At 71.8% G+C, this 26966-nt stretch carries 25 protein-coding genes; 7 read left to right on the top strand and 18 right to left on the bottom strand.

All coding sequences use genetic code 11. The features are described from left to right. Positions 1 to 69: 69 nt before the first annotated feature. Positions 70 to 1074, bottom strand: coding sequence for an SGNH/GDSL hydrolase family protein (locus SHK19_RS08210; RefSeq protein WP_322458090.1), 1005 nt, complete (start codon positions 1072 to 1074; stop codon positions 70 to 72). A gap of 57 nt (positions 1075 to 1131) precedes the next feature. On the opposite strand from SHK19_RS08210, the gene SHK19_RS08205 reads away from it, so the two are divergent. After that, positions 1132 to 2175 carry a winged helix DNA-binding domain-containing protein gene (locus SHK19_RS08205; protein WP_322938351.1) on the top strand — a complete coding sequence of 348 codons (1044 nt, stop codon included), beginning with the start codon at positions 1132 to 1134 and terminating at the stop codon, positions 2173 to 2175. A 12-nt stretch (positions 2176 to 2187) separates the two neighbouring features. On the opposite strand, the gene SHK19_RS08200 is transcribed toward SHK19_RS08205, so the two are convergent. The 3 genes from SHK19_RS08200 to hrcA are packed head-to-tail and all read right to left on the bottom strand — an operon-like array spanning position 2188 to position 5186. Continuing rightward, on the bottom strand, positions 2188 to 2931 hold the full coding sequence (locus tag SHK19_RS08200) for a 16S rRNA (uracil(1498)-N(3))-methyltransferase (RefSeq protein WP_322938350.1): 744 nt from the start codon (positions 2929 to 2931) through the stop codon (positions 2188 to 2190). Positions 2932 to 2949: 18 nt separating this feature from the next. Beyond that, positions 2950 to 4119 (bottom strand): molecular chaperone DnaJ, encoded by a 1170-nt coding sequence (gene dnaJ, locus SHK19_RS08195; RefSeq protein ID WP_322458087.1) that lies wholly within the window; start codon positions 4117 to 4119, stop codon positions 2950 to 2952. A 50-nt stretch (positions 4120 to 4169) separates the two neighbouring features. After that, positions 4170 to 5186 (bottom strand): heat-inducible transcriptional repressor HrcA, encoded by a 1017-nt coding sequence (gene hrcA, locus SHK19_RS08190; RefSeq protein ID WP_322458086.1) that lies wholly within the window; start codon positions 5184 to 5186, stop codon positions 4170 to 4172. A 92-nt stretch (positions 5187 to 5278) separates the two neighbouring features. Between hrcA and SHK19_RS08185 the strand changes: the two genes are divergently transcribed. Beyond that, positions 5279 to 6130 carry an MBL fold metallo-hydrolase gene (locus tag SHK19_RS08185; protein WP_322458085.1) on the top strand — a complete coding sequence of 284 codons (852 nt, stop codon included), beginning with the start codon at positions 5279 to 5281 and terminating at the stop codon, positions 6128 to 6130. A 13-nt stretch (positions 6131 to 6143) separates the two neighbouring features. On the opposite strand, the gene SHK19_RS08180 is transcribed toward SHK19_RS08185, so the two are convergent. After that, positions 6144 to 7670, bottom strand: coding sequence for an adenylate/guanylate cyclase domain-containing protein (locus SHK19_RS08180; protein ID WP_322938349.1), 1527 nt, complete (start codon positions 7668 to 7670; stop codon positions 6144 to 6146). A 52-nt stretch (positions 7671 to 7722) separates the two neighbouring features. Between SHK19_RS08180 and SHK19_RS08175 the strand changes: the two genes are divergently transcribed. Beyond that, positions 7723 to 8574, top strand: a complete 852-nt coding sequence (locus tag SHK19_RS08175) for a DUF3097 domain-containing protein (RefSeq protein WP_322938348.1) — start codon at positions 7723 to 7725, stop codon at positions 8572 to 8574. A gap of 26 nt (positions 8575 to 8600) precedes the next feature. Here SHK19_RS08175 and SHK19_RS08170 read toward each other — a convergent pair whose 3' ends face one another. The 10 genes from SHK19_RS08170 to lepA form a co-directional block, all read right to left on the bottom strand. After that, the gene (locus SHK19_RS08170; protein ID WP_322458082.1) at positions 8601 to 8978 is read right to left on the bottom strand and encodes a TM2 domain-containing protein; all 378 of its coding nucleotides are present in this window, start codon (positions 8976 to 8978) and stop codon (positions 8601 to 8603) included. Positions 8979 to 9002: 24 nt separating this feature from the next. Further along, on the bottom strand, positions 9003 to 10235 hold the full coding sequence (gene hemW / locus SHK19_RS08165; protein WP_322938347.1) for a radical SAM family heme chaperone HemW: 1233 nt from the start codon (positions 10233 to 10235) through the stop codon (positions 9003 to 9005). Between the two features lie 22 nt (positions 10236 to 10257). Next, the gene (locus tag SHK19_RS08160) at positions 10258 to 11157 is read right to left on the bottom strand and encodes a dioxygenase family protein (protein WP_322938346.1); all 900 of its coding nucleotides are present in this window, start codon (positions 11155 to 11157) and stop codon (positions 10258 to 10260) included. Between the two features lie 52 nt (positions 11158 to 11209). Beyond that, complete coding sequence (locus SHK19_RS08155) at positions 11210 to 13033, bottom strand: AMP-dependent synthetase/ligase (protein WP_322458079.1); 1824 nt, start codon at positions 13031 to 13033, stop codon at positions 11210 to 11212. 82 nt (positions 13034 to 13115) lie between these two features. Next, positions 13116 to 13757 carry an MOSC domain-containing protein gene (locus SHK19_RS08150; RefSeq protein ID WP_322938345.1) on the bottom strand — a complete coding sequence of 214 codons (642 nt, stop codon included), beginning with the start codon at positions 13755 to 13757 and terminating at the stop codon, positions 13116 to 13118. 39 nt (positions 13758 to 13796) lie between these two features. Next, positions 13797 to 14420, bottom strand: a complete 624-nt coding sequence (locus tag SHK19_RS08145) for a dihydrofolate reductase family protein (protein ID WP_322938344.1) — start codon at positions 14418 to 14420, stop codon at positions 13797 to 13799. Then, the gene (locus SHK19_RS08140) at positions 14420 to 14926 is read right to left on the bottom strand and encodes an SRPBCC family protein (protein ID WP_322938343.1); all 507 of its coding nucleotides are present in this window, start codon (positions 14924 to 14926) and stop codon (positions 14420 to 14422) included. Before SHK19_RS08140 ends, SHK19_RS08145 begins: the two co-directional genes overlap by 1 nt. A 3-nt stretch (positions 14927 to 14929) precedes the next feature. Further along, entirely contained in the window at positions 14930 to 15271 is a 342-nt protein-coding gene (locus SHK19_RS08135; protein WP_322938342.1) for an ArsR/SmtB family transcription factor, read from the bottom strand. 53 nt (positions 15272 to 15324) lie between these two features. Further along, on the bottom strand, positions 15325 to 16266 hold the full coding sequence (locus tag SHK19_RS08130) for an aminoglycoside phosphotransferase family protein (protein ID WP_322938341.1): 942 nt from the start codon (positions 16264 to 16266) through the stop codon (positions 15325 to 15327). Positions 16267 to 16282: 16 nt separating this feature from the next. Beyond that, positions 16283 to 18154 carry a translation elongation factor 4 gene (gene lepA / locus SHK19_RS08125; protein WP_322938340.1) on the bottom strand — a complete coding sequence of 624 codons (1872 nt, stop codon included), beginning with the start codon at positions 18152 to 18154 and terminating at the stop codon, positions 16283 to 16285. Positions 18155 to 18312: 158 nt separating this feature from the next. On the opposite strand from lepA, the gene SHK19_RS08120 reads away from it, so the two are divergent. From SHK19_RS08120 to rpsT, 3 genes are all read left to right on the top strand, one after another. Continuing rightward, positions 18313 to 19914: an alkaline phosphatase D family protein gene (locus SHK19_RS08120; RefSeq protein WP_322938339.1), complete on the top strand. Its 1602-nt coding sequence runs from the start codon at positions 18313 to 18315 to the stop codon at positions 19912 to 19914. Positions 19915 to 19972: 58 nt separating this feature from the next. Next, positions 19973 to 20908, top strand: coding sequence for a protein kinase family protein (locus tag SHK19_RS08115; protein ID WP_405030463.1), 936 nt, complete (start codon positions 19973 to 19975; stop codon positions 20906 to 20908). Between the two features lie 153 nt (positions 20909 to 21061). Continuing rightward, on the top strand, positions 21062 to 21322 hold the full coding sequence (rpsT, locus tag SHK19_RS08110) for a 30S ribosomal protein S20 (RefSeq protein WP_322938338.1): 261 nt from the start codon (positions 21062 to 21064) through the stop codon (positions 21320 to 21322). Positions 21323 to 21439: 117 nt separating this feature from the next. Here rpsT and holA read toward each other — a convergent pair whose 3' ends face one another. Both holA and SHK19_RS08100 read right to left on the bottom strand, forming a co-directional pair. Continuing rightward, positions 21440 to 22384 (bottom strand): DNA polymerase III subunit delta, encoded by a 945-nt coding sequence (gene holA, locus SHK19_RS08105; RefSeq protein ID WP_322458069.1) that lies wholly within the window; start codon positions 22382 to 22384, stop codon positions 21440 to 21442. A 10-nt stretch (positions 22385 to 22394) separates the two neighbouring features. Then, positions 22395 to 24746 (bottom strand): ComEC/Rec2 family competence protein, encoded by a 2352-nt coding sequence (locus SHK19_RS08100; protein ID WP_322938337.1) that lies wholly within the window; start codon positions 24744 to 24746, stop codon positions 22395 to 22397. Between the two features lie 145 nt (positions 24747 to 24891). On the opposite strand from SHK19_RS08100, the gene SHK19_RS08095 reads away from it, so the two are divergent. Next, positions 24892 to 25935: an HPP family protein gene (locus tag SHK19_RS08095; protein ID WP_322938336.1), complete on the top strand. Its 1044-nt coding sequence runs from the start codon at positions 24892 to 24894 to the stop codon at positions 25933 to 25935. A gap of 11 nt (positions 25936 to 25946) precedes the next feature. On the opposite strand, the gene SHK19_RS08090 is transcribed toward SHK19_RS08095, so the two are convergent. After that, positions 25947 to 26876, bottom strand: coding sequence for a helix-hairpin-helix domain-containing protein (locus tag SHK19_RS08090; RefSeq protein WP_322938335.1), 930 nt, complete (start codon positions 26874 to 26876; stop codon positions 25947 to 25949). Between the last annotated feature and the right edge of the window lie 90 nt (positions 26877 to 26966).

Here is a 26966-nt window from a genome sequence, read left to right as displayed (position 1 = left end):
GTGAGATGACAGCCCGACGGCGAGCGGGCGCGGTTGGGGTCTCGATACGCCCTCGCCTAGCGGCTCGGGCTACTCGACCACCGGACTGCGCAGGTAGCCGAGCACCGCTCGCGCCTGGGCGCGCGCGCCCGCTGAGTTCGGGTGGGCCGGTACGCCGAGGGCGAGGTCGTTGACCGACGGCCCGTAGGCCTCGGCGTACCGCACCGTCGGGCCCTTGCACATGTCGTGGCCGAGGGTCGGGGTGTAGGTGTCCACCAGCTCCGCGCCGCCGCGGCGGGCGGCCCGCGCGACCATCGCGTTCAGCTCGAGGAACGTGTCGTGGAGGTAGGCCATGTCCCGGTTGGTCACCGGTACCACCGGCCAGCAACCGCGCTTCGGGACCGCCGCCAGGTAGTTGACCGCGAGGATGCGAGCGTCCGGCGACAGCCGGTGGATCCGCCGGAACGCGCGCACCAGCTTGATCTCGGACTGGGCGATCGCCACCGCCAGCCGGTCGATCCCGCCTCGGGTGAAGTAGGCCTTGCACCCGCCGACCGGCAGCGTCGACGTCGAGATCAGGGGCAGCGGGAGGTCCGGCAGCGGCAGCACGTCCATGGGGATCGTCTCGATGGGGAGCAGGCTGATGCACGCCATGGCGGCACCGGCGAAGCCGGCGTCGTTGCCGCCGATGCCCACGGTCACCAGGTCCGTGGTCGGCGTGAGCCGGTCGTACTGCGGCGGGTTGGTGCCGCCGAGCGGCAGCGACTGCGGCGCTGCGAAGTGCTCGGTCGTCGCCGAGCCGCAGGTGGCGTCGCGGAGGACGGGGACGCCGAGCTCCCGGGCCACCAGCTTGGGGTAGTTCACGTGGGACTGGGCGCAGTCGATCGGCACGTGGGTCGTGTCCGGGAACCCCTGGCCGTCGAGGAACACCACGTCCGCGGACCAGGAGTCGCCGAGCGCGACGTACTCGTCGAAGCGCGGTGCGGCGGCGGACGGCGCGGTCGCCGGACCGGTGCGATCCGCCAGGGCGGGCGTGGCCGAGAGGCTGACGGTGCCGGCGACCACCGCGACGGCGACGACGGTCCGGGTACGCATGACCTGTCAACGCACGAGCCGCCTGTAGGTCCCACGACCTGCTCTAGTGTCCCGGGTATGCGTCTGACCCGGCAGCGCCTCAACCGCACCCTGCTCCTACGCCAGCACCTCCTCGAGCGGGTCGCGATGTCGCCGGAGGAGATGGTGCGCCACCTCGTCGGCCTGCAAGCCCAGGAGAACCTGCCGCCGTACCTCTCCCTCGCGGCCCGGCTCACCGAGCTCGACCCCTACGACGTCAGCCGGCTGCTCGAGCAGCGACAGCTGGTGCGGCTGCTGACGATGCGCGGCACCATCCACCTGCTCGCGCCCGAGGACGCCGCCGTGCTGCGCCCGTGGGTGGCGCCGCGGATCGAGCAGGAGATCCGGGTCAGCCAGTCCGTCGGCGATACGCGCGAGATCGAGCGGTCGGCCGCGGAGGCCGCGCTGCGGGACGTGCTCGCCGAGGGTCCGCTCCCGCAGAAGGAGATCGGGCTCCGGCTGGCCGAACGGTTTCCCTACCCGCCCACCCAGCTCGGTCAGCTCGCGCGCAGCATCGCGCCACTCGCCCAGCTGCCACCGCGCGGCTGCTGGAAGAAGCCGGGCGGCGTGGTCTACGACTACGTGGACCGCTGGACCGGCGTGCCCATGGCCGAGCCGGACGTCCCGGACCTGGTGCGGCGGTACCTGCGGGCCTTCGGGCCGGCCACGGCAGCCGACGTCACGGCCTGGTCGGCGGTGACCCGGCTCGGTCCGGTGGTCAAAGGGATGGACGACCTGGTCCAGCACGAGGACGAGGACGGCCGGGTGCTCTACGACGTCGACGGGGCGCCGATCGCCGACGAGGACGCGCCCGCACCGGTCCGGCTGCTCGGCACCTACGACAACGTCTGGTTGTCGCACGCCGCGCGCGACCGGGTCACCGACCCCGAGGCGCGGAAGTCGTGGATGGGCACCAACGGCGGCATCGGCAACACCCTCTTCGCCGACGGCTGGCTGGCCGGCATCTGGCGGATCGTCGACGACCGGGTCGAGATGGACCGTCTGCACCGCGACCTCACCAAGGCGGAGAAGTCCGAGCTCGACGAGGAGATCGCCCGGGTCGAGGCGATGCTCGCGCGCTAGGCCTTACCCGCCCTACCCGCCCCACCGTTCCGTCTGCGCCAGCAGTGCGGCGACGGCGGCGACGCCGGCGGTGGAGGTGCGGAGTACCTCGTCACCGAGGCGGACGGCGACGGCACCGGCCGCGACGAGACCGGAGACCTCGTCGTCGGTCAGTCCGCCCTCGGGACCGACCACGACCAGGATCTCGCCGGCGTCCGGGACCGCGAGCGCGCCGATCGGCTCGGTCGCCTCCTCGTGCAGCACCACGGCGAGGTCCGCGGCGCCGACCAGGGCCCGGACGTCGGGGGTGGTGGCGAGCGGCGGTACGACCGGGTGCCAGGCCCGGCGGGCCTGCTTGGCCGCCTCGCGTGCCGTGCTCTGCCACTTCGCGTGCGACCTGGCCGCCCGCTCGCCCTTCCACACCGCCACGCTGCGGGAGGCCGCCCACGGGACGATCCGGTCGACGCCGATCTCGGTGAGCACCTCGACGGCGAGCTCGCCGCGGTCGCCCTTGGGGAGCGCCTGCACGACGGTCACAGCAGGGCTCGGCCGCGGCACCACGTCGACCGCGGTCACCCGCACGTCGAAGGAGCGCTTGGACGTCGCGCTGACCTCGCCGGTCGCGACCAGGCCGAGCCCGTCGGCCAGCGTGACCTGCTCACCGACCCGCAGGCGACGTACGACGACGGCGTGGTGGGCCTCGTCTCCCTCCACCGTGACGACCGCGCCGGCGGTGACCCCGTCCAGGGACGGCACGACGTGCTGCGGGAGGGTCACGGGAGCACCACGCGCCGGTCAGTGCTGGTTGAACGCGTCGCGGAGCCGGCCGAACACCGACCGCTGCGTCGGCCGGACGTTGCCGCTCGGCTGCTCCTCGCCGCGGACCGCGGCGAGCTCGCGGAGCAGCTCCTCCTGCCGCGGGTCGAGCCGGGTCGGCGTCTCCACGTGGACGGTGACGATCAGGTCGCCGCGGCCACCGCGCAGGCCGGGGACGCCCTGGCCACGGACCACGGTCTCGCTGCCGGACTGTGTGCCGGGCTCGACCTCGAGCTGGAAGTCGGTCTGCAGTCCCGAGTCACCGGCGCCCTCGGCGCCGACCAGGTCGGCCTCGAGCGTCGGCAGCGTCAGGACGGTGCCGAGCGCGGCCGCCGTCATCGGCACGACGACGGTGCAGTGCAGGTCGTTGCCGTGCCGGGTGAACGTCGGGTGCTGGGCGACGAGGATCTCGACGTAGAGATCCCCCGGGGGGCCGCCGCCGGGGCCGACCTCGCCCTGCTCGCTCAGCTGGACCCGGGTGCCGGTGTCGACGCCGGCGGGGATCTTGACGGTGAGGGTGCGGCGGGAGCGCACCCGTCCGTCGCCCGCGCACTCGCGGCAGGGGTCGGGGATCACGGACCCGAAGCCCCGGCAGGCCGGGCAGGGCCGCAGGGTGCGGATCTCACCGAGGAACGAGCGCTGCACGTGTGCGACCTCGCCCTGGCCGTGGCAGGTCTCGCACGTCACCGGCTGGCTGCCCGGCGCCGCGCCGGCGCCGCCGCAGGTGGTGCACCGGATCGCGGTGTCGACCTTGAGCTCACGGGAGACTCCGAACGCTGCTTCGGCGAGGTCGACCTCGAGGCGGATCAGCGCGTCCTGGCCGCGACGCGTGCGCTGGCGCGGGCCGCGGGTGGCGCCGCCCGCCGCGCCGCCGAAGAACGCGTCCATGATGTCGGTGAAGGAGAAGCCGGCACCCTGGCCGCCGAAGCCGCCGCCGAACGGGTCGCCGCCACGGTCGTAGGCGGCCCGCTTCTGCGGGTCCGACAGGACCTCGTAGGCCGCCGTCACCTGCTTGAACTGCTCCTGCGCCGTGGGATCGGGATTCACGTCGGGGTGGAGCTGTCGGGCGAGGCGCCGGTAGGCCTTCTTGATGGCGTCGGCGTCCGCGTCGCGGGCGACACCGAGGAGGTCGTACAGGTCCTGATTCACGTGCTTCCTTGCTTGTCTGGGATCGGGACTGGTTCGGGTGGAGCGGGGCGTCAGCCCTCGTCGAGGATTCGCGAGACGTAACGGGCGACCGCGCGGACCGCGGCCATGGTGCTCGGGTAGTCCATCCGGGTCGGGCCGACGATGCCGAGCGACGCCAGCGCGTCGTCGGGGCCGTAGCCGGTGGCGACCACGCTGGTGGACGAGAGCTCCTCGTAGGGACCCTCAGCCCCGATGCGCACGGTGACCGTGCCGCCGCTGGTGGCCTCGCCGAGGAGCTTCAGCAGCACCACCTGCTCCTCGAGCGCCTCCAGCAGGGGACGGACGGCGGAGTCGAAGCTGTCGCCGAAGCGGGCGAGGTTCGCCGTACCGCCGACGGCGATGCGCTCGTCCGAGCGGTGGTCGCTCATCGCCTCGACGAGGGTCTCGACGACGGCGACGGTGGCCGGGGACGCGGGCTGCTCGCCTGCGACGAGAGCATCGAGGGCGACGGCCGCGGCCGCGATCTGCTCACCGATCGCCGTCAGGTTGATCCGCGAACGCAGGGCGGCCAGGTCGTCGTCGGCGAGCTCCTCGGTGAGCTCGACCAGCCGCTGCTCGACGCGGCCCGTGCTGAGGATGAGGACGACGAGCAGCCGGCTCGGGGTGAGCGCGACGATCTCGACGTGCCGGACCGTCGAGCGCGACAGCGTCGGGTACTGCACGACGGCGACCTGCCGGGTCAGCTGCGACAGCACCCTGACCGACCGGTGCACGACGTCGTCGAGGTCGACAGCGCCGTCGAGGAAGGTGGCGATCGCCCGGCGCTCGGCCGAGCTCATCGGCTTGACGGTCGTCAGCCGGTCGACGAACAACCGGTAGCCCTTGTCGGTCGGCACCCGTCCGGCGCTGGTGTGGGGCTGTGCGAGGTAGCCCTCCTCCTCGAGGGCGGCCATGTCGTTGCGGATGGTCGCCGGTGACACGTTGAGCCCGTGCCGCTCGACCAGCGCCTTCGAACCGACCGGCTCCTCGGTGGCGACGTAGTCCTCCACGATCGCGCGCAGTACGGCGAGCCTGCGGTCCTCCTGCATCTCGCCTCCCTCTTGACTGCCTGGCACTCGGGTCGTCTGAGTGCCAAGGATACCGCCGTGGGCGCCGTGCGCACGTTCGGTAGCGTCGCTGCATGCCCTTCGCCGAGATCGCCGACCGGGTGTGGGTCGCCCGCTATCCCTGGCTCGACGTCAACGTGAGCGTGGTCGGCGGCAGCCGCGGCCTGGTCGTCGTCGACACCCACAGCTCCGCGCTCGTCGCGCGCGAGGTGGTTGCCGACGTCCGCGCGCTCGGCGCCGGCGAGGTGGTGGCGGTGGTGAACACCCACGAGCACTTCGACCACACCTTCGGCAACGTCACGTTCCGCGAGGAGTACGGCGCCGGCCTGCCCATCCATGCGACCGACGAGGCCGCCGCTCGGACCATCGCGGCTGGCGAGCGGATCAAACGTGCCTACGACGCAGAGGCCGACGACCCGCACCGCGACGAGGTGCTCGCGACGACGATCGTGCCCGCTGACCAGGTGTTCTCCTCCGCCTCGGTGCTCGACCTGGGCGACCGCGCGGTCGAGCTGGTCCACCCGGGCCGGGGCCACACCGGCGGCGACCTCGTGGTCAGGGTGCCCGCCGCCGACGCGCTGCTGGCCGGCGACCTGGTCGAGGAGTCCGCGCCGCCGGCGTACGGGGGCGACTCCTACCCGCTGGATTGGCCACAGACGCTCGACCTCGTGCTCAACCTGACCACCCCCGGCTCGGTCGTCGTGCCCGGACACGGCGCCGTCGTCGACCGGGCCTTCGTGCAGGACCAGCGCTCGGACATCGGTGTCGTGGCGGAGACGATCCGCGACCTCGCCGGGCGCGGCGTGCCGTTGGCCGACGCGCTCGCCGCGGCGGAGTGGCCGTTCCCCGCCGAGCGGCTGGCCGACGCCGTACGACGTGGCTACGAGCAGCTGCCCCGGTCCGAGAAGCGGCTGCCGCTGGCCTGAGGGCCGCTGACTGTCACGCGGTCGGCGCCGTCACCGGCCCGAGCGGCGCGAGCACCTCGAGCGGCTCCGCCTTGCCCTTGAGCGGGACGCTGCCCCGGGAGACCAGCGGCACGTCCGTCGTCAGCATCGCCGCCGTGGCCGCGGTGATCAGCACGTCGTCCCCGGTCTGCCGGGTGGCGGCCTCGACCCGGGCGGCGACGTTGACGGCGTCGCCGATGACGCTGAAGTTCAGCCGGCCCGCGCCACCGATCGATCCTGCGACCACCCGGCCGGTGTTGACCCCGGCAGCCACGCTCAGGCCGGTGTCGAGCGCGGCCGCGGCCGCGACGATCTCCCGCGCAGCCGCCACGGCGCGGTCCGCGTGGTCCGGGAAGAGCTCGGGAGCCCCGAACACCGCCAGCAGCCCGTCGCCGATGAACTTGTCGACGTGCCCGCCGTGCTTGTCGACGATCGGCACCATCACCGAGAACAGCCGGTTGAGGGTGGCTACCACCGCGGTGGCCGGCGCGCTCTCGGCGTAGGACGTGAAGCCGATGACGTCACAGAACATGATCGAGACCTCGACCTCGACACCTTCCTCCGGGAACTGACCGGAGAGGATGAGGGCGGCGACCTCCTTGTCGACGTAGGTGCCGAACGCCGCGCGCATCTGCTCGCGCTCCTCCAACCCGCGCGCCATCAGGTTGAAGTCGTGCGCGAGCTCCCCCAGCTCGTCACTGGTCGTCACCGGCACTCGCGCCGCCAGGTCCCCGTCCGCGACCCTGGCCATCGCCACCCGGACCCGCTCGATCGGGCGCGTGATCGCCTCGGCCAGCAGCACCGAGAGCTCGTGGGAGAGAGCGAGTCCCACGCAGACCGACGCCACGACCGCCAGCACCAGGTCGTCGGATCCACTGCGGTCGCCCAGCAGGCTCGCGACCAGCAGGGCCGTCGCGACGGTGTAGGTCGACGGACCGAGGAGGATCCGCTTGCGCACCGGCAGCCCGAGGCGGGTGAACGGGAAGTCGTCGGGCAGCACCTTCGCGATGTCGCTGACCATCGGCCGGGACAGCATCTCGCCCGCCGAGTAGCTGAGCACCGTGGCGTAGACCGCCGGCACGACGCAGGCCAGCACCAGCACGAAGAAGTCGGTCCACTCCAGGTCGAACAGCACGACGCCGAAGGCGCTGGTCGGCAGCACGACGAACGGGTTGATCCACCAGCTGTTGCGGCGGAACTGACGGTAGGTCAGAGTCGTCGCGGTCTCCCAGGCACTGACGGTCTCGGTCGCCGTCGGCGCCGGGGTGTCGTGCCAGGCGCGGACGGCGCAGAACGCCGACCGCGTGCGCAGCGAGGCGACGAAGATCGCGATCGCGGTCAGGATCGAGCCGAACGTCGCGAGTCGCGCCACCTGGTGCGTGCTGGCGTCGTAGTAGGAGGCGAGGATCACGACCGTCACGAGGGCGACCAGGATCGACACGGCGGCCTGACCGACCGCCAGCACCAGCCAGTACCGCGATCCCAGGCGCTCGTAAAGCCTCTCGGTGATTCGATCGAGCACGTGCCGAGTGTCCCGCCAAGAATGTGATCCGTCCACGAATACGGTGTGGGTCGTGACCGATCGCTATGGCTCCGACGTGCTGGCCGGGGACTGGAAGAAGCCGAAGAACGGGCGCGCCGTCGAGGCGCCGGCCGAGATCGGCGCGGTCGTCGAGGAGGTCATCGCCGACTGGTGCGGCGAGATCGTCGCCGTCGACCGCGACCTGCACACGCTCACCCTCGAGGACCGGCGCGGCAAGCGCCGCACGTTTCCCCTCGGGCCTGGCTTCCTGCTGGAGGGCAGGCCGGTGATCCTCACCGCGCCGGTCCGCCGTACCGCGAAGCCCGCGCGTCCGACCCGGACGGCGAGCGGCTCGGTCGCCGTCCACGGCGCGAGGGCCCGGGTCGCGCGGGCCAGCCGGATCTTCGTCGAGGGCCGCCACGACGCAGAGCTGGTCGAGAAGGTGTGGGGCGACGACCTCCGGATCGAGGGCGTGGTGGTCGAGTACCTGGGCGGGGTCGACGACCTGGCCGACCACCTGGTCTCGTTCCGGCCCGGCCCGCAGCGCCGGGTCGGCGTGCTCGTCGACCACCTGGTGCGCGGGTCGAAGGAGTCACGCATCGCCGACGCGATCGCGCGCGGCCCGGACGGACGGCACGTCCGGATCGTCGGTCACCCGTTCGTCGACGTCTGGCAGGCGGTCAAGCCCGAGCGGCTCGGGCTCCGGGCGTGGCCGACCATCCCCCGCGACATCGAGTGGAAGAAGGGCGTCTGCCAGCACCTCGGCTGGCCCCACCGCGACCAGGCCGACATCGCCCGCGCGTGGCAGCACATCCTGTCGAGGGTCAGCTCGTTCGCCGACCTCGAGCCCGAGCTGCTCGGCCGTGTCGAGGAGCTCATCGACTTCGTGACGGTCGACGCCTAGCCCGAGACGCGCGGGGCCAGATCCGGTCAGCCCATCTTCATCGGCCGGCCGTGCCCGTCGCGCGGGTTGCCGGCGAGGATCACGATGCCGTCGATGAACGGCCACAGCGACGCGACGCCGCAGGTGAAGATCGTCACCAGCAGCTGGGCGACGCCGATACCGGTGTGACCCATGTACATCCGGCCGATGCCGAGCGGCACCAGGATCTGCAGCAGTCCGGCGACCAGCTTCGACTTGTCGGAGTAGGCGGCTCCCGTGACGGGATCGACGCCGTACGGCGCCGCCGGGTTGAACCCATAGGGAGTCGGCGGCCGGCCGTAGACGGGCGGCTGCTCTCCGTAAGGGGGCGGTTGCTGCCCGTACGGCTGCTGGTAGGGCTCGTACTCCGGCGGCTGCTGTCCCACGCCGCCGATCCTACGGCCCCAGGTTCAGGGGATCAGGTCGCGGACGACGAGGTCCGCGAGGAGCCGACCGCGGCAGGTGAGCACCACCCGGTCCCGCTGCTCCCAGTCGGCGGGGTCGACCAGCCCCCGGCGGGCCAGGTCCGGTACGGCGGCGCGACCGGCGTCGTCCAGCGCGCTGCCCGCCAGGCCCTCGCGGATCCGCACCTCGAGCAGCACCCGCTCCACGTGCTGCGTGGCGGCGTCCAGCACCTCGCGCGCGTGGGCGGGGCTGACGCCGGCCGCGAGCCGGTCGCCGTACGCGGCCGGGTGCTTGACGTTCCACCACCGCACGCCGCCGACGTGGGAGTGCGCGCCGGGCCCTACGCCCCACCAGTCGGCACCGGTCCAGTAGCCCAGGTTGTGGCGGCACCGCGTTTCACTGCCGGCGCCGTCGCGCGCCCAGTTGGAGACCTCGTACCACTGCAGGCCGGCGGCACTCAGCAGGGTGTCGGCGGCGACGTACTTGTCGGCGAGGTCGTCCTCGTCGGGCATCGGCAGCTCGCCGCGCTTCACCCGGCGAGCGAGCGCGGTGCCCTCCTCCACGATCAGCGAGTACGCCGAGACGTGGTCGGGCTCGCAGCCGAGCGCCGCCTCGACGGAGGTCACCCAGTCGGCCGGGCTCTCCCCCGGGGTCCCGTAGATGAGATCGAGGCTGATCTGGTCGAAGCCGGCCGCACGGGCGTCGGCCACGACCCCCGGAACCCGTTCGGGGTCGTGGGTCCGGTCGAGCGTGGCCAGCACGTGCGGCACCGCCGACTGCATGCCGAAGGAGATCCGGTTGTAGCCCGCGGCCCGCAGCCGCTCGAGGTAGGCCGGGTCGACCGAGTCGGGGTTGGCCTCGGTCGTCACCTCGGCGTCCGCCACCAGGCCGAACTCGTCGTCGAGGGCACCGAGCAGGCGGCCCAGGTCCTCGGGGGGCAGCAGCGTCGGCGTGCCGCCGCCGAGGAAGACCGTCGACACCGGAAGGTCGACGTCACCCAGAACGGAGCGGGCCAGCCGGACCTCGGCGATCGCGTGGTCGACGTACGTCTGCCGGCTGACACCGCCGCCCAGCTCCTCGGCCGTGTAGGTGTTGAAGTCGCAATACCCGCAGCGCACCGTGCAGAACGGCACGTGCACGTAGAAGCCGAGCGGCCGGCTGCCGAGCTCGGCCAGTGCGCTGGCGGGGAGTGAGCCGTCGGGCGGCGCGGGCTCCCCCTCGGGCAATGCTGACGGCACCCGGCGATTGTCTCAGGCGGGTTCAGACCGGCACGTTGAGCGTCGCCGTGAAGCCCTCGTCGACCGAGCCGGTCACCTTCGCGAGCTGCAGGGAATAGCCGTCGGAGAAGATCCCGTCGCTCTCGAGCGTCAGCTGGGACAGGTTCGTGACGCTCTGCTCGTAGCCCTCGACGTTGTCGTAGACCTCGTCGCAGACGTCCTTGGGGAGCGCGAGCTGGGAGGTGCGGAGCTTGTTCTCCGCGGTGGTGGCCTTGGCGACGCTCTCGTACACCTCGAAGTGCAGGTGGGGCCAGCGGCCCGCGTAGCAGGCCGGGAAGATCGTGGTGAACTCGAGCCAGCCGTCGTCGTCGGCCTCCTGGACGCCGCGGAGGTAGTTCTCCTCCGTGACCCCCTCGGAGTACATCGAGTAGCGGCCCTCGCGGTCGCAGTGCCAGAGGTAGATCGCTGCGCCGGCGAGCGGGGTGATGTCGTCCCCGGACAGGTCGTAGATGCGCAACCGCACCTTGGTCGGCACTCCCCCGGCGACGCCGGTGGCGGTGCCGAAGCTGGCCCTGATGTCGCTGCGCACGATGCCCGACTCCCTCAGCACGTTGGGCCCGTTGCTGCCGTCGCCCGGGTAGGGGCCGGCCGTCTCCTCCGGGATCTCGCCGTCGGCGACTTCGACGCCGGAGTCGTCGCCCATGGGTCCACCGGCCGGCGGTACGGCGGCACTGCTGCTCGCGCTCGACGAGCCGCTCGGCGTACCGCTGTCGTCGGCGCACCCGGCGACCGCGGCGACGCCGATCCCGCCCATCAGGCCGAGCAGCCCGCGCCGTCCCCATGCGCGGCCGCGCTGCTCGGACAGCTCGTTCAGGTCGTGCTGGAGCCCGAGGTCGTGGGGCTCGAGCGCTCCGTCACCATGGTCGTGCAGGTCGGTGGTCATGCCGATCAGTAAAGACAGCGATCCTGTGCGGCTCCTGTGAGCCGCCGATGATTCACCCGTAGAACGAGTTGATCAGGTCCTTGTTGTTCGACTCGACGACGGACCGCTTCACCTTGAGCGACGGCGTGAGCTCGCCGGACTCGATGGTCAGGTCGTGGTCGAGGAGCTCCCACTTCTTGATGGTCTCCCACCGGTTCAGCTGGGAGTTGAGCTCGTCGACGTAGTCGCCGATCATCGCCTTGACCTTCTCGGAGCGGACGATGTCGGTGTAGGACTGGCCGGCCATGTCGTTCTCGGCAGCCCACCCGGCGATGGCGTCGGGGTCGAGGGTGACCAGGGCGACGACGAAGTTGCGCTCGGCGCCGAACACCATGAACTGGCTGACGTAGGGGCAGATCGCCTTGAACTTCGCCTCGATCGCGGGCGGCGCGATGTACTTGCCGCCCGAGGTCTTGAAGAGCTCCTTGATCCGGCCCGTGATGCGGAGGAAGCCGTCGTCGTCGAGCTCGCCCTTGTCGCCGGTGCGGAGCCAGCCGTCGTCGGTCATCGCCTCGGCGGTCGCCTCGTCGCGGTTGTGGTAGCCGGCCATCAGGTGCGGGCCCTTGAGCTGCACCTCGCCGTCGTCGGCGATCCGGACCTCGGTGCCGGGGAACGGCATACCGACGGTGCCGAGCTTGTACTCGTCGGGGTGGTTGACCGTGGCGCCGGCAGCGTTCTCGGTCATGCCGTAGCCCTCGAGGATGAGGATGCCGGCGGCGTGGAACCAGGCGGCGATATCGGCGTTGAGAGCTGCCGAGCCGGAGATGAAGAACCGCACCCGGCCGCCGAAGCGGTCGCGCACCTTGCTGAAGACCAGCTTGTCGAAGATCCGGTGCTGGATCTTGAGCGGCAGCGGGACGGGCTTGCCGGCGCGGTTGAGCTCGTCGACCTTGAGGCCGACCTCGAACGCCTTCTTGAAGATCTTCTCCTTGGCGCCGCCCTCGGACGCCTGCATGGTGACGATCCGGGCGTGGGCCTTCTCGAAGATCCGCGGCGCCGCGCCCATGAAGGTCGGCTTCACGATCCCGAGGTTCTCGACGATCTTGTCGACCCGCCCGTCGATCGCGGTCGCGAAGCCGCAGGCCAGCTGCGTCGAGAGCAGCACCTTGCCGAAGGAGTGGGCCATCGGCAGCCAGAGGAACTGCAGGTCGTCCTCGCTGAGGATGTTCTGGGCCTTGATCGCCTCGCCCTCGAACACCCACGCCTTGTGGAGGGTGCGCACGCCCTTGGGGCGCCCAGTCGTGCCGGAGGTGTAGATCAGGGTCGCGAGGTGGTCGGGCCTGATCTCCTTGCTCACCGTCTCGATCGCGTCGGGGTGCTCGGCGAGGTAGGCGTCACCGAGGTCGGCGAGGGCATCCATGGTGATCACCCAGTCGCCGTCGGCGACGCTGTCGTCGAAGGAGATCACCTTCGCCAGGTTGGGCAGCTCGTCCTGGTGCGCCTTGAGCTTCTCGAGCTGCGTCCCGTCCTCGGCGAAGACGAACCGGCACTCGGAGTCACCCACGATGTAGGCGGTGTCCTCGGATCCGGTCGACGGATAGACGGTGGTGGTCGCGCCCGCGGCGCACATGATCGCGAGGTCGGCGAGGATCCACTCGTAGCGCGTCGAGGACGCGATGCCGACGCGCTGCTCGGACTCGAGGCCGAGGGAGAGCAGACCGGCGGCGAGGCGTCGTACTCGATCCCCCGCCTGGGTCCACGTGACCGACTCCCAGGCGTCGCCGACGGGGAACCGGAACGCCTCCCTGCTGCCAGAGGCCGCGACCCGATCCATGAACTGGATCGCCACATTCTGCGGCATGTGGTCGAGGAAACTCGTGTCGTGGGTGATGGGCATGACGCTCCTCATGCGCTTCCGAGACCGACGGGTGAATGACACGTAACCTAGATCACTCCGGCCCCTGTCGGTAGCGCGCCCCCTACCGGGAGAGATATTGCTCGACCTTCCGCCGCACCTCGGGGGCGAGATCCTCGATCGCCAACAGGTCCGGCAGCCGCGAGCGATCGAGGAAGAGGGCCACGAACATGTCCCGGACGGTGACGCCGTGGTCGGGCTCGTGGACGATCTCGACGGAGTCGCCGGCGGTAATCGAACCCGTCGCGAGGACGCGGAGGTAGGGCCCCGGACGGCCCTCGGCCGCGAACCGCTTGACCCAGGCGGTGTTGTCGAACCCGCTGAGGCCCATCCAGTTCTTGAAGTCGTTGCACGGCGTACGGACGCTGGCGATCTCGAGCAGCACCTCGCCGACCTGGAGCCGGGTGCCGACCGCGACGTGGGTGAGGTCGACGCCCTCGGTCGTCAGGTTCTCGCCGAACTGACCGGCGCGGATGTCCCGCCCCAACTCGGCGGCCCAGAAGTCGAGGTCCTCCCGCGCGTAGGCGGAGACGGCCTGGTCGATTCCGCCGTGGTGGACGGTGTCGGAGACCTGGTCGCCCGCGACACCGAGCTCCGTGACCGCGACCTGTCCGGTCACCGGCTGCTTGTCGATGGAGGTCCTCCCGATGCCTGCCCAGTCGGCCTCCTTGGGGAGGCCGACGTTGACGGAGAGGAGGCGGGGCACGGGTAGATCGTCGCAGCCCGAGCCGTCGGCGTCGCGTGATTATCCGTGCTCCCGGACGGCGTAGGCCAGGTGCGTCACCCTCGGAGACGGCTCCGCGCGGACCGGCTCCAGGGCCACCCGGCCCGCGTCAACGCCCTCGAACAGTCGGATCCCGGTGCCGAACAGCACGGGCGAGAGAGCGATCGAGAACTCGTCGACCAGGCCGGCGTTCACATATTCGAGGATCGTCGCGCCGCCGCCCGCGATGCGGACGTCACGGTCGCCGGCCGCCTCGCGGGCCCGGGCGAGCGCGGGCTCGATGCCGTCGTTGACGAAGTGGAAGGTCGTCCCTCCCGGCCGCACCCAGGGATCCCTCTTCTCGTGCGTCACGACGAAGACCGGGGTGTGGAACGGCGCCTCCTCCGGCCACGCCTGCGCGCCGGCATCGAACATGCGCTTGCCCATCACGCTCGCTCCGGTGCGCTCGAACGTCTCCCGCAGGATGTCGTTGTCACGCCCTTCCTCGCCGCCCTCGCCGAGCTTCAAGTTGGCCCTGAAGAAGCGCTGCGGGAAGACCCACCGCTGCAGCTCCATCCACTGCCTCCCCATCAGCTCCTCGGGCGCCGCGGGCGCGATGAACCCGTCCAGCGACATGGACACGCTGAAGAACACCTTCCCTGCCATCAGTCCTCCGCTCCGTTCCGAAGGACCTCGGCGACGTACGCCGCCAGGTTGCTCAGGGTCTGCTGGCCGCCCTCGATCGCGTGGTACCTCTCGACCGCCTCGTCGCGCAGCTCCTTGGTGGGGAACACCGTGCGCATCTCGATCCTGGTCGCGGCACCGTCTGCCTCGAACGTCAGGACCGACTCGAAGGCGTTCGGGTCGTCGCGCGACTCACCGTGGAGCAGCGCGATGCGTTCCGACGGCGTGATGGCGGTCCAGGAGATCCACTCCTGGTAGTCCGTCCCGTCCGGTCCGTGCATCACGAACTGCCACTCCCCACCGACGCGGAACTCGAACGCCCCCGTGGTCGTCGTGAAACCTTCCGGTCCCCACCACCGCGACAGGTGCCGGACCTCGGTGAACGCCTCGAACACCAGCTCTCGTGGGGCGTCGATCACCCGGGAGATGACGATCTCCCGGTCTGCCGTCGCAGACTGCGCCGGCGCTCCTCGTCCCGTCGCGCTCATCAGCTACTCCTCCTGCCTTGCCTGCTTGAGGTCCTGCACGTATGCGTCCAGCCGGTCGAAGCTCTGGGTCCAGAACTGCTCGAACCCGCCGGTCCACTCATGGACGGGTCGCAGCCCGCGGGCGTCGAGGCCGTAGAGCCGCTGCTTGCCGGCCCTGCGGTCCCGCACCAGCCCGACCTCACGGAGGACGCGCAGGTGCTTGGACGCCCCCGGCTGGGTCATCCCCAGCTCCTGGGCCAGCTCGGTCACCGGCCGCTCACCCGCCCGCAGCAGGACCAGGATCTCCCGGCGCTGCGGCTCGGCGATCGCGTTGAAGACGTCCGACGTCGTCGCTGCTCGTGCCATGGCCGCTATCATATGCCCATATCGGCATGCGTCAAGCCGTATGGCTTGCCAGGTCAGTCCTGCACGGCCTTCGCGACCGTGATGCAGCGTGTCACGTACTCCCGCTCCTCGGCCGACAGCGGTCGCCCGGCCCGGACGGCGTCGGCGTGCGCCCAGTGGGCGTCGAGGATGCTGCGCACGACCACCCAGTCCCGCGCCCGCGCCTCGTCGAAGCCCGCGGTGTCGACGAGGGTGTGGAACCGGCGTCGGATGCCCTCGCGCACCGACCCGACCGCGACGGCGCTGCCGTACTCATCGAAGCGGTTGCGCAGCATCGGCTCGATCTCGTAGTGGGGATCGCCGTTGGTCGGCTTCGGGTCGATCACCAGCCAGGCCTGCTCGCCGCCGCGCTCGCCTCCCAGCACGTTCTCGTAGTGGAGGTCGCCGTGGATCACGGCAGTCGCGGGCTCCTGACACAGGTCACGGGCGAGCGAGACCGCCTGGTCGACGAGTCGCCTCGGGACGGGGACGGCGTGCGCGTCGCGTTGCAGCGCATCCGTCCACCGTGCGACGTACGACGCCTGCTCCCGCAGCTGCGGCATCGGCGGCACGTGCAGCCGGCCGTAGAGCCGGCCGACGATCTCACACGCCTCCTCGTCCCAGTGCTCGGTGAGGTCGACCTGGTCGAGGCGCTCGAGCAGGAGCGCCCGCCGGCCCGGGTCGGCGCGGAGCAGCCGGACCGCTCCCCTGCCGTGCCACCGCTGGAGGACGAGGTGCTCGTGGTCGGACTCCTCGGCCTCGGCGTCCGTGTGCAGCTTGAGCACGGCGGAGATCCCGCTCCGGGTCCGCACCGGCAGCACCAGCGAGCAGAACCCGTGCATCGACTCCCCGTCGAGCGTCAGCTCCCACTCCGACACCACGGAGTCCGCCAGCGCCGGCAGCCGGTCGAGCCAGGCCTCCCAGTCCGACCCGAGCGCACGCTGGCTGTCGAGTCCCGGCGGGATGGTCAGCACCACGGCGCTGGCGTCCGGGTCACTTCTTCGGCTTGTCGCCCGCCGGCCCCGACGTCGACAGCGCGGCGACGAACGCCTCCTGCGGGACCTCGACCCGGCCGACCATCTTCATCCGCTTCTTGCCTTCCTTCTGCTTCTCGAGCAGCTTGCGCTTGCGGGTGATGTCACCGCCGTAGCACTTCGCGAGCACGTCCTTGCGGATCGCGCGAATGTTCTCGCGGGCGATCACCCGCGCGCCGATCGCGGCCTGGATCGGCACCTCGAACTGCTGCCGCGGGATCAGCTCCTTGAGCTTCCCGGCCATCATCACGCCGTAGGAGTACGCCGCATCCCGGTGGACGATCGCGCTGAACGCGTCGACCGGCTCGCCCTGCAGCAGGATGTCGACCTTCACCAGGTCGGCGGACTGCTCGCCCGAGCGTTCGTAGTCGAGCGAGGCGTAGCCCTTGGTGCGGCTCTTGAGCTGGTCGAAGAAGTCGAAGACGATCTCGCCCATCGGCAGGGTGTAGCGCATCTCGACCCGGTCCTCGGACAGGTAGTCCATGCCCTGCAGGTTGCCGCGCTTGGTCTGGCAGAGCTCCATGATCGCGCCGATGTAGTCGCTCGGCGAGAGGATGGTGGCCTTGACCACCGGCTCGCGGACCTCGGCGATCTTGCCGTCGGGGTACTCGCTCGGGTTGGTGACCTCGAAGGTCTTGCCGTCCTCCATGACGACCTCGTAGACCACGTTGGGTGCGGTCGAGATCAGGTCGAGGTTGAACTCCCGCTCCAGCCGGTCGCGGGTGATCTCCATGTGGAGGAGCCCCAGGAACCCGACCCGGAAGCCGAAGCCGAGCGCGCCGGAGGTCTCGGGCTCGTAGGCCAGCGCGGCATCGTTGAGCTGCAGCTTCTCGAGCGCGTCGCGCAGCACGGGATAGTCGTCGCCGTCGATGGGATAGAGGCCGGCGTACACCATCGGGTTGGGGTGCTTGTAGCCGCCGAGCGGCTCGGTCGCGCCGTGGTGCTGCGACGTCACGGTGTCGCCGACCCGCGACTGACGGACGTCCTTCACGCCGGTGATCAGGTAGCCGACCTCGCCGACCCCGATCTCCCCGGTCCGTACCGGCTCGGGGCTGATCACTCCGACCTCGAGCATCTCGTGCACGGCGTTGGTCGACATCATCTTGATCCGGTCGCGGTGGGTGAGCTTGCCGTCGATCACGCGGACGTAGGTCACGACGCCGCGGTAGGTGTCGTAGACCGAGTCGAAGATCAGCGCCCGGGCCGGCTTGTCGGCGTCACCGACCGGCGCAGGCGTCTGCTTCACGATCTCGTTGAGGAGCGCCTCCACCCCGACGCCGGTCTTGGCACTGGTGAGGAGCACGTCGGACACGTCGCACCCCACCAGGCCGGCCAGCTCCGCGGCGTACTTGTCCACGTTGGCGCTCGGGAGGTCGATCTTGTTGAGGACCGGGATGATGTGGAGGTCCGCTCCCATGGCGAGGTAGAGGTTCGCCAGCGTCTGCGCCTCGATGCCCTGGGCCGCGTCGACCAGCAGGATCGCCGCCTCGCAGGCTTGCAGCGACCGCGAGACCTCGTAGGTGAAGTCGACGTGGCCAGGGGTGTCGATCATGTTCAGCACGTAGGTGCCGGGCTCGGCGCCTTCCGTGTTCCCCTCGTCGACCGTCCACGGCATCCGGACGGCCTGGCTCTTGATGGTGATGCCACGCTCGCGCTCGATGTCCATCCGGTCGAGGTACTGCGCCCGCGCCTCACGCTCGCCGACCACACCGGTCAGCTGGAGCATCCGATCGGCGAGGGTCGACTTGCCGTGGTCGATGTGGGCGATGATGCAGAAATTGCGGATGATCGCAGGGTCGGTGCGACCGGGCGGCGGGGCGGGAACGGGCATGATCCGTCCATTCTTCCTCAGGGCCCAGCGCTGCGGTGAATCCCTGCTCACCCGTAGCTGTCGACGAGCTCCAGAGGGAGTGAAGTCGTCGCTGGGGGTTGGGGTTGTTGTACCGCACGTGTCAGGTGCTGTTCGCCGACCGGCGCGACCTTCGACGCATGCCCTCGGACTTCTCGGACAGCCCCCGACCCTCCCGCCGCGCCGTGCTTCGTGGCGCCGCGCTGACGGCCGGCGCCACCGGCCTCGTGCTTCCGTCCCGCGTGCTCGGCGCGCGGTCGCCGGCCTTCGGAGCGCCCGGCCTCGTCCGCAGTGGGCGGCCGGCGCTCACCCACGGCGTCCAGTCGGGCGATGTGCGACAAGGCGCCGCCACCCTCTGGGCCCGCGCCGACCGGCCGGCCCGCCTGATCGCCGAGATCTCGCGGGACCCGGGGTTCCGCGAAGTCCGCCCGGTCCGCGGGCCCGTCGTGACCCCTGAGACCGACCTCACCGGGGAGATCCACCTCTCGCGGCTGCCGGACGGGGCCGATCTGCACTACCGGATCCGCGCGGTTTCCCTCGACAACCACCACCGCGCCGGTGAACCCGTCGTCGGGCGATTGCGCACGGCGCCGCGGATGCACGACGACGTGCGGTTCCTGTGGTCCGCCGACATCGCCGGTCAAGGGTGGGGCGTCAACCCGGAGTACGGCGGCTTCAGGATCGCCGACGCGATGCGGGCCCGGAACCCCGACTTCTTCCTGTGCAGCGGCGACAACATCTACGCCGACGGTCCGGTGCAGGCGACGGTGCCGCTGCCCGACGGGTCCACCTGGCACAACCTGGTGGTCCCGGAGAAGGCGAAGGTCGCCGAGACGCTGGACGAGTACCGCGGCCAGTACAAGTACAACCTGATGGCAGACAACTGGCGCGCATTCCTGGCTGAGACCCCGCAGGTCGTGCAGTGGGACGACCACGAGGTCACCAACAACTGGTACCCGGGCGAGATCCTCACCGATGCCCGCTACACCGAACAGCGGGTTGACGTACTGGCGGCCCGGGCGCGGCAGGCCTTCCACGAGTACCTCCCGGTCGCGCCGATCTCGCCCGACCCGGAGGGCCGCGTGTACCGGGTGATCCACTACGGCCCGCACCTCGACGTGTTCGTGCTGGACATGCGAACCCACAAGGACCCCAACACCGGCAACCGTGAGCCGGCGGCCGACGGCGGCGTGCTCGGCAGCCGACAGACCAAGTGGCTGATCGGCGAGCTGCGGAGGTCGCGGGCCACGTGGAAGGTCATCGCCGCCGATCTGCCGATCGCGCTGGTCGTTCCGGACGGCGCCGCCGCTCAGGAGGGCATCGCCCAGGGCGACGGCGGGACCCCGCTCGGGCGCGAGCTCGACATCGCACAGGTGCTGACAGCCCTGTCGCGGCTGGGCATCCGCAACCACGTGTGGCTGACCGGCGACGTCCACTACACCGCGGCCCACCACTACTCGCCCGACCGCGCCGCGTACCAGGATTTCGACCCGTTCTGGGAGTTCGTGTCGGGACCGGTCAACGCCGTCGTCGCCGCGGCTCCGAACCCCTTGGACGGCACGTTCGGGCCGCGCGCCGAGTTCGTGGGCGTCGCACCGACGGCCGGCACCGGCCCGGCCAGCGGGCACCAGTACTTCGGCGAGGTGGAGATCTCCTCCAGGACCCGCCAACTGACCGTGAACCTGCGCGGCATCGACGGCGCGGTGCTCTGGACGAAGACGCTCGATCCCGAGCGCCGCTGACGCCGCCCCGGCGATATCAGCGCGCGAAGACGAGCCGGCGCGCGCGAGGATGGGCGCCGTGACCACTGCGCTGCCCACCCGGATCCCCCACGGCCGTACCGCCCGACGGCTCGAGTGGTCGTTCCTGCCGCCGCACATCCGGGCGGAGGTCGAGCGCCGGCTCGGAGCGCCGGTCACCGGAGCGGCGTCGCAGACCGGCGGCTTCACGCCGGGATTCGCGTCGGTGCTGACCTGCGCTGACGGCAGTCGCCACTTCGTGAAGGCGGCGTCGACGATCGCCCAGAAGCAGTTCGCGGACGCCTACCGCGAGGAGGCCCGCAAGCTGGAGCTGCTGCCGGACGGCCTTCCGGCCCCGCGGCTGCGCTGGATCCACGATGCCGACGACTGGGTCGTCCTGGGTTTCGAGCACGTCGAAGGGCGGGCGCCGCTGCGCCCATGGGTCCCTGACGAGCTGACCGCCGCGTCGGCGATGGCCGTCGAGATCGCCCGGCTGCTCACTCCGGCGCCGGCCGGCATCGACCGGGCGGTCGACGAGTTCGCCGGCTGGCCGGCCCTCTGGGACCGGATCGACCACCCGCGGCGAGACGAGTGCGGCGCTCTGGCGGCGCGGTACGCCGACGTCGTCGACGGCGACACCCTGGTCCACACCGACATCCGTGACGACAACCTGCTGGTCCGCCCGGACGGCTCGGTCGTGATGTGCGACTGGAACTGGCCGGTAGCCGGCGCCGCATGGCTCGACTCGCTCTTCCTGCTCATCGGGCCACGCGGCGACGGGCTCGACATCGAGGCGCACATCGCGACCCACCCGCTGCTCGGCGGCGTCGACCCCGAGGAGATCGACGTCGTGATCGCGCTGGTCCTCGGTTACTTCGAGACCTCGGCCGCGCAGCCGGTGCCGCCCACCTCTCCGTACCTCCGGCAGGCCCAGGCCTGGCAGCGGGACGTCCTGCGCGACTGGCTCGCCGAGCGCCGGGGCTGGGTGCCGCAGTGACGGCGGCGACGGACTCCGTGGCCCGGCTGGGGGATTTGGGCGCTCCGCGGCGCCGCTGTTAACCTTGTCCGTCGCGTCTCTGGCCGGTCCTCCCTGCCCGGACGCGCTCCGGACCAGACCAGTTTCCACCGATCGAAACGACAGAGGCTAGTAGTGGCGAACATCAAGAGCCAGATCAAGCGGAACAAGCAGAACGAGAAGCGTCACGAGCGCAACAAGGCCGTCAAGACCGGCCTGAAGACAGCCGTGCGCAAGTTCCGCGAGGCCGCCGAGGCCGGCGACAAGGAGCAGGCGGTCGCGCTGGGTCGCGACGCCGCCAAGAAGCTCGACAAGGCCGCCTCGAAGGGCGTCATCCACAAGAACCAGGCTGCGAACCGCAAGTCGGCGATCATGAAGAAGGCCGCCTCTCTCTGAGGCCCCTGGCTCCGGTCCGGAGTTGGTTGAATCGACACGTTTGGTCCGTCGAAATGACGAAGCCGGTCGCCCGCGAGGCGGCCGGTTCTGTCATTTCGACGGACCAAACGTGTCGATTCAACCTTCGCGGAACGCCGCGATCGTCAGCACCAGACGCTCGAGCGTGTAGGACGCGTCGCTGGAGGCTCCCTTGAGGTCGGCGTCGGCCCTGGCGACGGCGCGGATCGCCCGCGCGAGCGCGGGTGGCGTCCAGCCGCGTGCCTGGGTGTTGAGGGTCTTCAGCTTCCATGGCGGCATCCCGCCGTCGCGGTTGCCCGCCACGTGGTTGGCCAGGGAACGGAGCTGCGCGGCGACCGCGGACAGGATGTAGACCTCGGAGGTGCCGCTCTCGATCGACCACCGAAGCTCCTGGAGCGCGAGGGCCCGGTTGCCGGCCAGCATCGCGTCGGCGATCTCGTAGTTCTTCACCTCGGCGCGGCCGCCGAAGTAGCGACCCACCTTCTCCTCGTCGATCCGCTCGCCGGGGAAGTCGCTGGTGAGCTGGTCGACGGCCGCGGCCAGTGACCGGAGGTCATGCCCGACGGCGACCACGAGGACCTCGGCCGCCTGCTTGTCGAGGGTCGCACCCCGCCGCCGCGCCTCGCTGACCGCGAACCCGCCCATCTCCCACGGCTTGATCTCACCCGACTTGACCTCGGTGACGGTCGCCAGCTTGCGCAGCTTGGACAGGACGCCGGACCCCTTGGGACCCCCGCCGTGCACCAGGACGAGGCCGACGTCCTCGGCCGGGGCGGCGGCATAGCCGAGCAACCCGTCGACGGACTCGTCGGGCAGGTCCTCGAGGCCGCGGACGACCACGCACCGCACCGAGGAGAACAGCGACGGGGCAGCCAGCTCGCCGAGCGTTGCCAGGCTGAGCTCGGAGGCCGCCGCCTCGGAGAGCTCCGACTCCGCGTCATGGGCCCGGACGGCGGCTCGGACGTCCTCGAGGGTGCGGGCCGCGAGGAACTCCTCCTTGCCGGTCACCAGGACCACCCGGCCCAGCACGTCCTCCGCCCGCATGGCGCCGAGCCTAGTCGTCGGCGACGACAGCAGGACCCTCGTCCCCCGGTACCACGGCGACGTCGCCGTCCTGGTCGGTGCGGGCGACCACTGCCCCGCCGTCGGCGAGGGCGTCGAGCAGTCGCGGGTCCGGGTGGCCGTAGTCGTTGCCCTCCCCCACCGACACCACTGCGATCTCGGCGTCGAGCGCACGCAGCCAGTCGGTGTCCTGGTAGCTGCTGCCGTGGTGCGGAACCTTGAGCACGTCGAGGTCCAGGTCCGGCAGGCGCGCGGCGAGTCGCGCCTGGCCCAGCGGCTCCACGTCACCGGTCAGCAGCATCCGCACGCCGTGGGACTCGACCAGGAGCACCACGCTCGCGTCGTTCGCCGCGCTGCCGTCGCCCGGCCCCGCGACCGGCATCGGCAGGTCGGGCCACAGCACCTGGAGGGTGACGTCGCCGTACTGCCGGGTCGCGCCGTACCGCGCCAGGGTGACCGGGATACCACGCTCCCGCGCGGCCCGCTCGACCGATTCGACGGCCGCCGGCGGGTCGAGCATCGGGCTCGCCTCCACGGCGGCAACCGAGCGCCCGCGCAGCACACCCTCCAGCCCGCCGACGTGGTCGGCGTGGAAGTGGGTCAGCACCAGCAGCGGCACCGCCGCGACGCCGAGCCGGTCGAGGCAGCGGTCGACGGGCTCGGGATCCGGCCCGGCGTCGACGACGATCGCCGTCTGCGGGCCGACCGAGACGGCCAGGGCGTCCCCCTGGCCGACATCGCAGACCGCGAGCAGCCAGCCGCGCGGCGGCCAGCCGTGGGGCCACCCGCCCGGCAGCGAGGCGATCCGCCCCGGCACGCCGAGGACGACGACCAGCGACCCGACGATCAACGCGACGCCGAGCCCGCGTCGGCGCAGCAGCGCGGGCGCCGCGAACCCCACCACCACGCACAACCCTGCGAGCACGGCGAGGGCGAGCGCGCCGGATCCCCAGCGCACCGACGGTGCCGGCAGGTCGGCGCCCCACTCCGCGACCCGGATGATCCAGCCGACGCACGTGCCGGCCGCCGTCCCTGCCACCCGACCGAGCGGGTCCCAGACCAGGGCGGCCAACCCGCCCGCCAGCCCGAGGACCGTCGCCGGCCCGACGACCGGCGCCACCAGCAGGTTGGCGAGGACGGCGACCAGGCTCACCTCGCCCGACAGCGCCGCGATGACCGGCCTGCACGCGAGCTGAGCGGCGAACGGGACCGCGACCGCACCGGCCACCGGAGCGGGGAGCCACTGTCCGAGCGCTCGCTGCGCCGGTGGTCCGAGGACGACGATCCCACCGGTCGCCAGGACCGACAGCGCGAATCCGGCCGACACCGCGAGCGCCGGCGTCACGAGCAGCAAACCGGTCACCGCCACGCCGAGCGCGCGCAGCCCGCGTCGTCGCCCGTCCGTCCCGAGGGCGAACAGACCGACCGTGCCCATCGCCGCAGCGCGGACGACACTCGGCTCGGTGCGGGCCAGCAGGACGAACCCGACGATGCCGAGCAGACCCACGACGGTGAGCCAGCGCCCGCGCACCCGCAGCGAACGGGCGAGGAGGAGCAGGAACCCGACCACCAGCGTCAGGTTGGTGCCACTCACCGCCGTGAGGTGGGTGAGCCCGGTGGTGCGGAAGTCCTGCTCGAGACCGACCGGGATGCCGGCGTCGTCACCGACGACCAGGGCCGGCACCAGCTCACGCTGCGGCTCCGGCCGAGACGCCACCGAGTCGCGGATCGACGACCGCACCGCGGCCGCGCCTCGCCACCACACGTCCGGGCCGCGGATCCGCACGGGCGGCCGGGCACCGACGACGAGCGCGTCGAGGTCACCCTCGTCGGCGGGAGCCAGCCGGCCCACCACGCGCACCTCGGACCCGAGGGCGGCTCCGGACCAGGCCGGGTCGCCGATGACGACCACCCTCGCACCGAGCCGGTAGGTCTCGCCGCGCGCAGTCGCCTCGTGCACGCGGAGACGCACGACCACCTGGCTCCCCCACTGGCCGTCGACCTCGACAGGATCGGAGACGACGACCCCGGTCAGCTCCGCGACGGCGCGCTGCTCGGCGAGCTGCCGGAGCGGACCGTGGCTGACCGCCTCGGTCCTCAGCAGCGCCCCGGCGACCACGCCGGCGGCGACCACGGCGCACGCGGCAAGCAGCCGGGCGACCCGACGCCGGCTAAGCCGGGTGACCACAACGGCCAGGACGCCGAGGACGACGGGCCACCACACCGCGTGCGCCCCCACGCCGTAGGCGGCGATCCCACCCAGCCATCCGGCGGCACCGACCGACGCCATCCGGAGGTCGTGCGGGGGCGGCCCGCCCGGATCGGTGGCCGTCTGCTCCTCCATGCCCGGCGACGGTAGGGGCGGCTCCCGACGCCGGCCGCGCTGGGCGGGCCGCGCTGTGGACGGACGCGGGGCCCGGGCCGGCCTGTGGACGATTGCCGGGCAGGCGAGTCGCCGTGCGCGTCGGGAGAGCACCTAGGGTGCCGGGGTGACGCGCTACTCCTCCGCCGAGCTGGCCCGCGGCGCCGCGGGCGCTCTCATCGGCATCGCAGTGGCCGGCGCGACCGCCAAGGTGGTGCCGGGCGGGCCCGAGACGCTCCCCTTCATCGTCGCACCGATGGGGGCTGCGGCGGTCCTGCTGTTCGCGGTGCCCGCGAGCCCTCTCGCGCAGCCGTGGCCGGTCGTCGGCGGCAACACCATCTCCACCCTGGTCGGATTGACGGCCTACTGGCTGGTCGACGACGTGCTGCTCGCCGGCGCGGTAGGCGTCGGCGCGGCCATCGGCGTGATGATGCTGCTGCGCTGCCTGCACCCTCCGGGGGGCGCATGTGCGCTGCTCGCTGCCACCGCCACGCCGGTGATCGACGAGCAGGGCATCGCGTTCGTGGTGCTGCCGGTGGCTGTGAACACCGTTGCCTTGCTGCTCGTGGCGATCGCCGTCAACAACCTCACCGGGCGTCGCTACCCGCACCGGGCACCGACCAAAACGCCGCCGTCACCCGCTGCCGCCGAGCTGGGGCTGGGGGCGGCGGACATCGAGTCCGCGATGGCCCGGTTGTCCCAGCGGCTCGACGTGCTCCCCGAGGACGTGGTCGCGCTGGTCCAGGACGCCGAGGCCCATGCCCTCGACCGCCGGCTCGGCAGCGTGCCGGTCCAGCGGATCATGCACACCGACGTCGCCACGGTGCGCCCGTTCGAGTCCATCTACCGCGCGCGCACGGTCATCGTGCAGCGGAAGGTGAAGACGCTGCCCGTCGTCGACGACGAGGGTCACGTGGTCGGGATCGTCTCGATCATCGACCTGTTCACGCGCGACCTGGTCGAGCTCGAGCCGGTGGAGACGATCATGATCCGCGACGTCACCACCATCCCGGCGGCGACTCCGGTCGCCGAGCTGGTGCCCGCGATGACGCAGGACGGCTTCAAGGTCGTGCCCGTGGTCGACGACCAGGACCGGATCGTCGGGATCGTCACCCGCGGCGACCTGATCGCGGTCCTGCACCGGGCGCTGTTGGAGGACCGGCCGGCCTGAGCCCCGCCTGGTCAGACGGTCACGTAGGGCGTGAGCGTCTCGAGCGTCGTCTCCCCGATCCCGTCGACCTCGAGCAGCTCGTCGACGCTGGTGAAGCCGCCGTGCTGGTCGCGCCAGGCGAGGATCGCCAGCGCGGTCACCGGTCCGACGTCGGGGAGCGTCTCGAGCTCGGCCTGGGTCGCGGTGTTGAGGTTGACCAGGGCGGCAGGTGCGCCGGGCGCGGTCGCGCCGCTCGTCGCCACCGGCGGAGGCGGCTGCGGCGCGCCGACCACGATCTGCTCACCGTCGACCAGCACCCGCGCCAGGTTGAGCGAGCTCAGATCGACGCCGGCACGCTCGCCCCCGGCCGCGTCGAGCGCGTCGACCACCCGGGCACCGGTGTCGAGCACGACGATGCCCGGGCGGCGTACCTTGCCGGTCACGTCGACGGTGACGGTGCCGCCAGCGTCGGCCGGGCTCGCACCGGTCGGGTCCGTGCCGGGCGTGGTGGCGACCAGTGGCGCCGCGGTGGAGGGTGGAGCCGCCGATCCGGGCGCCACCGGGGCGGCCTGGTCGCGGACGACCCACCAGGCGGTGAGCGCGACACCTGCGGCGACGAGCACCGCCAGGACGGTGACCTGGGGCGCACCCAGACCGGGGAAGCCGGTCGTCCGAGGCGCAGCCCACCCCGGCCGGCGCCGCGCCGCGTGCCGGCCCGGGCGTGGGACGACCGGGGGCTCGAGCCGCTCGGCCGGCTCGACCGGGTCGGGCGCCGGCGACACCGCGCGCCGCGACGGCACTACTCGGGTGAAGTCGGCGTCCGGGGGCGGCCACGACGTCGATCGCGGGTCCGGATCGGCCGCGCCGAGGTCGGCGGCCAGCAGCGCGAGCCGGCGAGCGGCGGCGTCGGCCCGCTCGGCACGCGACGGCTCGGAGCCGGACGATCCACGGGTGCTGCGCATGCGGGCACGCTAGGTGGGCTCTCCAGCATCCGCACCCGGCCGCGCAGCGGGCTGTGGACAGCCGATGCCGGCCGACGTCCTGTGGACGGT

The sequence above is a fragment of the Nocardioides bizhenqiangii genome, from assembly GCF_034661235.1.
GTDB classification, from domain to species: domain Bacteria; phylum Actinomycetota; class Actinomycetes; order Propionibacteriales; family Nocardioidaceae; genus Nocardioides; species Nocardioides bizhenqiangii.
This window is presented reverse-complemented; position numbering and strand designations above follow the sequence as displayed.